This window comes from Polaromonas sp. (assembly GCF_043778355.1).
In the GTDB taxonomy this organism is placed as follows: domain Bacteria; phylum Pseudomonadota; class Gammaproteobacteria; order Burkholderiales; family Burkholderiaceae_C; genus Polaromonas.
In genome coordinates, this window is record NZ_JAYWHI010000022.1 from 25892 (window position 1) to 32596 (window position 6705).

8 protein-coding genes are annotated in these 6705 nt (G+C 64.1%); 6 read left to right on the forward strand and 2 right to left on the reverse strand.

What is annotated here, in order from left to right:
• Positions 1 to 79: 79 nt before the first annotated feature.
• Together ACH2CW_RS03625 and ACH2CW_RS03630 are read left to right on the forward strand one after the other, a co-directional pair.
• Complete coding sequence (locus tag ACH2CW_RS03625; protein WP_395055480.1) at positions 80 to 850, forward strand: hypothetical protein; 771 nt, start codon at positions 80 to 82, stop codon at positions 848 to 850.
• Positions 851 to 1088: 238 nt separating this feature from the next.
• The gene (locus tag ACH2CW_RS03630) at positions 1089 to 1526 is read left to right on the forward strand and encodes an FKBP-type peptidyl-prolyl cis-trans isomerase (protein ID WP_395055481.1); all 438 of its coding nucleotides are present in this window, start codon (positions 1089 to 1091) and stop codon (positions 1524 to 1526) included.
• 63 nt (positions 1527 to 1589) lie between these two features.
• On the opposite strand, the gene ACH2CW_RS03635 is transcribed toward ACH2CW_RS03630, so the two are convergent.
• Entirely contained in the window at positions 1590 to 2573 is a 984-nt protein-coding gene (locus ACH2CW_RS03635; protein ID WP_395055482.1) for an LLM class flavin-dependent oxidoreductase, read from the reverse strand.
• Between the two features lie 157 nt (positions 2574 to 2730).
• On the opposite strand from ACH2CW_RS03635, the gene ACH2CW_RS03640 reads away from it, so the two are divergent.
• Genes ACH2CW_RS03640 through ACH2CW_RS03650 form a run of 3 tightly spaced genes read left to right on the forward strand, consistent with a single transcriptional unit; the run spans position 2731 to position 4470 of the window.
• The gene (locus ACH2CW_RS03640; RefSeq protein WP_395055483.1) at positions 2731 to 3219 is read left to right on the forward strand and encodes a nuclear transport factor 2 family protein; all 489 of its coding nucleotides are present in this window, start codon (positions 2731 to 2733) and stop codon (positions 3217 to 3219) included.
• Between the two features lie 16 nt (positions 3220 to 3235).
• The gene (locus tag ACH2CW_RS03645) at positions 3236 to 4159 is read left to right on the forward strand and encodes an alpha/beta fold hydrolase (protein ID WP_395055484.1); all 924 of its coding nucleotides are present in this window, start codon (positions 3236 to 3238) and stop codon (positions 4157 to 4159) included.
• Positions 4160 to 4185: 26 nt separating this feature from the next.
• Positions 4186 to 4470 (forward strand): hypothetical protein, encoded by a 285-nt coding sequence (locus ACH2CW_RS03650; RefSeq protein WP_395055485.1) that lies wholly within the window; start codon positions 4186 to 4188, stop codon positions 4468 to 4470.
• 43 nt (positions 4471 to 4513) lie between these two features.
• On the opposite strand, the gene ACH2CW_RS03655 is transcribed toward ACH2CW_RS03650, so the two are convergent.
• Positions 4514 to 5353, reverse strand: a complete 840-nt coding sequence (locus ACH2CW_RS03655; protein ID WP_395055486.1) for a UPF0149 family protein — start codon at positions 5351 to 5353, stop codon at positions 4514 to 4516.
• A 98-nt stretch (positions 5354 to 5451) separates the two neighbouring features.
• On the opposite strand from ACH2CW_RS03655, the gene ACH2CW_RS03660 reads away from it, so the two are divergent.
• Positions 5452 to 6705: FMN-binding glutamate synthase family protein (locus tag ACH2CW_RS03660; protein ID WP_395055487.1), on the forward strand; the 1254-nt coding region annotated here is incomplete at its 3' end.

Genomic DNA, 6705 nt, shown 5'->3' on the forward strand with positions numbered 1-6705 from the left:
GAACAGGGATTGAATGCAGCTACAGCCTTGGCGACAGAAGTTTTGGCAGCCGGTCGGCAAGACAGTGCGCCGGGTGGCTATGCTGCTGCCTCTGTTGCTGCACACCCCGGTTCAGGCACTGCAGTGGAACCTGAGCAACCCGTTTCCCGATGGCCCGCTTGCCGGTGTGGCGCGCACTGTCACGCTCAGTGGAGAGCTGCTGCCCGGCGACACCGGCAAGCTGGTGCAATGGATGCAGCGCCAACCGGCTAGTGCCTGGCACAGCCTGGGCCGGGTGGAACTCAACATCACCGGTGGCGACACCCGCGAAGCCTTGCTGCTGGCCGACACGCTGGCGCCGCTGTACCCCCACATGGTGGTGACAGGTAACAGTTGTACCGGCCCCTGCGCTCTGGTCTGGCTGTCTGGCGCCTGGCGCATGCTGGCCGGAGGAAAGCTTGGGCTGCAGGCCGTGCCGCCTGCACCGCCGGCCGACAGCGGCACCAGCCGGCCTGCTGACGCCCCACCGGCTTTTGACACGCTGCCGTCCCAATTACGCGTTTATGCGCTCAAGCAGGGCCTGCCCTTGCTCTTCACCGAGCGCTGGCTGACGGGAAGCGGCGGACAGATGTATTGGTTGAGCGAGCAGGACGTCAACGCCACGGGCACCTGGCCGCCGTATTACTACGAAAAACTTCGCGCCAAATGCCCGGCGCTGGCGACCACCGAAGAGTCTTTTCATGCACTGCGGCGATGTGCCGCGCGGCTGGTGATCAGCCAGAAAGCCTTTGCCTTCGACAAGCTGATGACGGGCGTGGACGATACCTGGTGGAACGAGAACCGGGATGTTTTCAAAAGTGCGCCTCGGTAGTGGAGCCCCCACGCTTGTCGCTTCGCGTACCGCGCTGCCCCCCCGAGGGGGCGCATTTTTCCTTGGGACGGCCCGGCGGAAAAACAGAGCCCCCGCGCTTGTCGCTTCGCTTGCTGCGCTTCCGCTCGTCCTGAGCCTGTCGAAGGATGCCCCTCCCCGGCAGGTGGTCAGGGCGCATCGCTAACATGGCTGCATCGGCCACCGCCCGGCGGCCTTCAGAAATTTCCAAGGAGTTGTTGTGCGATCCATCATCTGTGCCAGCGTTTTATCCCTGTGTCTCCTGCCCGCTGCCTGGGCCCAGTCGGATGCGGCAGCGGCCGCCGCCGCAAAAGAAGCCGGGGCCTCCGTGACCGCCAGTGGCCTGGTCTACCGTTCGCTCAAGGACGGCAGCGGCGCCAGCCCCGCCGCGTCTGACACCGTGCAGGTGCATTACCGGGGTCGCTTTCCGGGCGGCAAGGAGTTTGACAGCTCCTACTCGCGCAACGAGCCCACCGAATTTCCGCTGAACCGGGTGATCCCGTGCTGGACCGAAGGCGTGCAGAAGATGAAAGTCGGTGGCAAGGCCAAGTTGACCTGCCCGTCGGCGATTGCCTACGGCGCGCGCGGTGCTGGCGGCGTGATTCCGCCGAACGCCACGCTGGAGTTCGAGATTGAACTTCTTTCGGTAAAGAAATAAGCCCCCAGCTTCGCTCGCCGGTTTTCCATTCGTCCTGAGCCTGTCGAAGGATGGCCCCAGCGATCAGCGCTGCAGGCTGGCCGTGATCTCGTAAGAGCGCAAGCGCGCCTGGTGGTCGAAGATCTGCGAGGTGATCATCAACTCGTCGGCGCCGGTGCGATCCACGAAGGCCTGCAGTTCGCGCCGCACCGTGTCGGGTGATCCGATGGCTGAACATGTCAGGGTCTGCTCAATAATCGCGCGCTCGGGTGGCGAGAGTCTTTCCTCGTAACCCGCCACCGGCGGCTGCAAGCGCGAAGGCCTGCCGCTGCGCAGGTTCACAAAGGCCTGCTGCATCGACGAGGACAGCAAGCGCGCCTCCTCGTCGGTATCTGCAGCAAACACATTGAAGCCCAGCATCACATGCGAGCGGTCCAGTTGCGCGGAGGGGCGAAAACGGCTGCGGTAAACCGCTATGGCCTGCAGCATCTGCGCAGGTGCAAAGTGCGAGGCAAACGCAAACGGCAAGCCGAGCTGTGCCGCGAGCTGCGCGCCGAACAGGCTGGAGCCGAGAATCCACACCGGCACCTGGAGCCCGGCGCCGGGCACGGCACGCACACGCTGGCCTTCCTGCACCGGCTGGAAATAATGCATGAGTTCAACCACGTCCTGTGGAAACTCGTCGGGGTTGGCATGGAGGTCGCGCCGCAGCGCGCGTGCCGTGGCCTGGTCAGAGCCGGGCGCGCGGCCCAGGCCGAGGTCGATGCGGCCGGGAAACAGTGACTCCAGCGTACCAAACTGCTCGGCAATCACCAACGGCGAATGGTTGGGCAGCATGATGCCGCCGGCACCCACGCGGATGCGCGAGGTGCCGCCGGCCACATGCGCCATGACGACTGCTGTTGCGGCGCTGGCGATGCCGGCCATGCCGTGGTGTTCGGCCAGCCAGTAACGCTGAAAGCCCCAGCGCTCGGCATGCTGGGCCAGATCCAGCGTATTGCGCAGGGACTGGGCGGCGTCGCTGCCCTCCACGATGGGGGACAGGTCAAGAACGGAAAAAGGAATCATGCAGGGCAGATGGGTTGCCGCGGCGTTTTATCAATGCCCGGAAGAGGCTTTTGCGTGCGCAGCGGGGGCGCGCGGCCAATATGTCACAAAAAATGTCGGCGCTTCGAAGCGGTATGTCGCAGGTGTACCATTTCCCCGACCACTTTCAAAAATCCTGATGCACGCCAACCAGCACACCCTCGAAAAGCTCTACAGCGCTTTTGCGCAGCTGGACTCGGCCGCCATGGCCCAGTGTTATGCGGCTGACGCGGCGTTTGACGACGAGGCCTTTTCGCTGCGCGGCCACCGTGAGGTCACCGGCATGTGGCACATGCTGTGCGACGCCACGAAGGCCAAGGGGCGCGATGTCTGGAAGCTGGACTACAACGGCATCGCCGCCGACGCCGCTACTGGCCAGGCGCACTGGGAGGCCGACTACCGCTTCAGCGCCACCGGCCGCATGGTGTACAACATCATCGACAGCCGTTTTACGTTCACCCCCGAAGGCCTGATTCAGACCCAGCGCGATGACTTCGACTTATGGGCCTGGTCGCGCCAGGCACTCGGTGCGCCTGGCCTGCTGCTGGGCTGGACGCCGTTTCTCCAATCCAAGGTGCGCGCCACTGCCGCAGCCAACCTCAAGAAATATTTGGCCGCTCGGCCCTGAATCACAAGGACGCGCCATGGCCTCCACCCTGCCCGACAACTGGTTTGACGGTTTTGAAGCGCGCGACTTCGAGGTCAACGGTACCTCCATCTTTGCGCGTTTCGGTGGCAATCGAGAAGGGCCGGCTCTGTTGCTTCTGCATGGCTTTCCGCAAAGCCATGTGATGTGGCACCGCGTGGTGCAGGCCTTGAAGGCCAAGTTCTTTCTGGTGCTGCCGGATCTGCGCGGTTATGGCGACTCGTCCAAGGTGGCCGGCCTGCCCGACCACAGCAACTACAGCAAGCGAAACATGGCCGCCGATGCGCTGGGTGTGATGGACGCACTGGGCCTGAGCCGCTTTGATGTCTGCGGCCACGACCGCGGCGGCCGCGTGGCGCACCGGCTGGCGCTGGACCATCCGGGCCGCGTGCGCAAACTCTGTGTGATTGACATCGCACCCACGCTGGACATGTACGAGGCGACCGACATACGTTTTGCCACTGCCTACTACCACTGGTTCCATTTGATCCAGCCCAGCCCGCTGCCCGAGACCATGATTGGCGGCAACCCCGTGCCCTACCTGCACGCCAAGCTCGGCGGCTGGGGCGCAAAAGGGCTGAGTTATATCGAGGCCGAAGCGCTGCTCGAGTACGAACGCTGCTTCTGCACCCCCGAAGCCATCCACGCCGCCTGCGAGGACTACCGTGCCAGCGCAGGCATCGACCTGCTGCACGACCGCGAGAGTCGCGCCCAGGGCGAAAAAATCCGCTGCGATATGCACGTCTTGTGGGGCGAACGCGGCGTGGTGCACAAGCTGTTCGAGCCGCTGGTGCTGTGGCAGGCGCAGTGCGCGGGCGTGGTCAGCGGCCAGGTGTTGCCGGCCGGGCATTTCATTCCCGAGGAATTGCCGATGGAAACCGCGCATGCGCTGGCGCAGTTTTTCGGTGAAGGCGGCGCGTGACGCGCGACTGATGCGGAGCGCCTGACGTGGAACTCGCATTTGTTGCATTTATGCTTATTTCGCTGATCGCGGCGAACGGGATGGCTACCCGCCTGGTCCTGCGCGACGAAGTAGTTTCACGCGAGCAGCGAATCGCCCAAATTTTTCTAGTGTGGCTGATACCCATCATCGGCGCCGTTCTTGTCTTTGCGGTCCATCGCCGCCCTGAGGCGGCGTCGCGCAAGTACCGGGAGGCGCCTGATCCGGGCGATGACTTCGGACTGTCGGGCCGAGCTACCCGTTCAACCCATCACGCGGACGCTGACGATTGACGTTCCCCTCTTACGTTTCAGTCGGGGGATAGCGTCCCGCCCCTCACCCCGCCCCATGACACTTCTTGTACTTCTTACCGCTGCCACAAGGGCATAAGTCATTGCGCCCCGGCTCGGCCTCCTTGCGAATCGTTTCGACCTTGGGGCCCATGGTTTTCCACAATTCACGCAGGTCATACACCGCCCAGATCGCATCGCCAAAGGCGTTGAGGCGGGCGATGCTGGTGCTGTGTGCGCCGTCTTCGCTCAGCGGTGAGACTTCGGGCTTGCCGGTGTCGTCTTCGGTCATGGCGACGACGGCCTGCAGCGCGTCGTCCAGCCACTGCGCAGCGTCCTTGTCGCGTGGCGCAGCCCACTCGTCGGGCCAGCTTTCGACCGCAAACATGAAACCCAGCGCCCAGACCTGGGCAAAAGCCGGCAGGTCTTCGCCCTTGAAGCCGGCCTGTTCGGCCGGCGGCATGTCGGCGACCGCACTGCGCACATCCATCACCTCGGGGTGGTAACAGGCGTCGTCTTCCAGCGTGTCCACGCGCGCGTCGAGGGCTGTGGCGACTTCGTTCCAGCGCCGGCCCCACAGCGCGAGGAATTGTTCGCGCTGCGCCGGGCTGGCAAACGCACCGCTTTCCTCGTCGGGCGTTTCGCCCTCGGCGGGAATCGCCAGCAGCACCGACAAATACTCGTCGGCGGGGATGGGCCGGCGTGAGCAGATCACGGCGGCCATAAACCCCTCGCAGAACTCCCACTGCGGCGTCTCGTCGTAACGCGTGCGCAAATCATCAAGGATGTCGTCGAGCGCGTCGAAATCTTCCATCTCCATCCAGCCGTCAGCGGGCGCGGAAGACACGGTGGGCAGGGAGGCATCAGCGGGGGGTGTAGTCGTCATGGAAGTCGGTTTTGAGCGTCACGCGAGGCTCTTATGATCGGGGGAAGCCCAAAGTGTATCTGCCGGCCACTGCCGCGCCCGTTGACCGAAAGCCACGCATGCTGCACAAACTCAACGCCCTGTTCCCCGTCCGGTACGCCGTCATGGGCCTGTGTTTGCTCGGCGTGATTGTTGCCGGCCTGAGCTTGCTGTCCGGCGGCAGCGGCTGGATCGTGTTGCTGGTCTGTGCGGTGCTGCTGGGCCTGGGCATCCACGATGTGCGCCAGACGCCGAGTTCCATTCTGCGCAACTACCCGGTGATCGGCCATCTGCGCTTCGTGCTTGAGTTCATCCGCCCCGAGATGCGCCAATACTTCATCGAAAGTGATTCGGAGGCGGCGCCGTTTTCGCGGTCGCAGCGCTCGCTGGTCTACCAGCGCGCCAAGGGCGAGATGGACAACCGGCCGTTTGGCACCCAGCTTGATGTCAGCCAGCACGGCTACGAATGGATCAACCATTCGGTGCAGCCCAGCCACATCGCCTCGCACGACTTCCGCATCACCATCGGTCCCGACTGCGCCCAACCCTACAGCGCCAGCATCTTCAACATCTCGGCCATGAGTTTCGGCGCGTTGTCGGCCAATGCCATTCTGGCGCTCAACGGCGGCGCGCACAAAGGCCGCTTTGCGCACGACACCGGCGAGGGCTCGATCTCGCAGCACCACCGGGTGCAAGGCGGCGACCTGATCTGGGAGATCGGCTCGGGCTACTTCGGCTGCCGCCATGAGGACGGCAGCTTCAGCGCCGAGAAATTTGCGGCCAGCGCCGCTGACCCGCAGGTCAAACTGATCGAGCTCAAGCTGAGCCAGGGCGCCAAACCCGGCCACGGCGGCATCTTGCCGGGCGCCAAGGTCACGGCAGAAATCGCAGCGGCGCGCGGTGTGCCCATCGGCAAAGACTGCGTGTCGCCCTCATCCCACAGCGCGTTTTCCACACCTGTGGAGATGATGCAATTCATTGCCCGGCTGCGTGAACTGTCGGGCGGAAAACCGACCGGCTTCAAGTTCTGCATCGGTCACCCCTGGGAATGGTTTGCCATGGTCAAGGCGATGCTGGTCACCGGCATCACACCGGATTTCATCGTGGTCGATGGTGCCGAGGGCGGCACGGGTGCCGCGCCGCTGGAGTTCACCGACCATGTGGGCGCGCCCCTGCAAGAAGGCCTGCGCCTGGTACACAACACACTGCGCGGCGTGGGTCTGCGGAGCCGCATCAAGGTGGGCTGCGCCGGCAAAGTCATCAGCGCTTTTGATATCACCCGCATGATGGCGCTAGGCGCCGACTGGTGCAACAGCGCGCGCGGCTTTATGTTC

Excerpts from the sequence above, each read along its gene's own strand:
- ACH2CW_RS03625 (WP_395055480.1), top strand. The coding sequence starts at position 80 with ATGCTGCTGCCTCTGTTGCTGCACACCCCGGTTCAGGCACTGCAGTGG.
- ACH2CW_RS03635 (WP_395055482.1), bottom strand. The coding sequence starts at position 2,573 with ATGATTCCTTTTTCCGTTCTTGACCTGTCCCCCATCGTGGAGGGCAGC.
- ACH2CW_RS03640 (WP_395055483.1), top strand. The coding sequence starts at position 2,731 with ATGCACGCCAACCAGCACACCCTCGAAAAGCTCTACAGCGCTTTTGCG.
- ACH2CW_RS03645 (WP_395055484.1), top strand. The coding sequence starts at position 3,236 with ATGGCCTCCACCCTGCCCGACAACTGGTTTGACGGTTTTGAAGCGCGC.
- ACH2CW_RS03655 (WP_395055486.1), bottom strand. The coding sequence starts at position 5,353 with ATGACGACTACACCCCCCGCTGATGCCTCCCTGCCCACCGTGTCTTCC.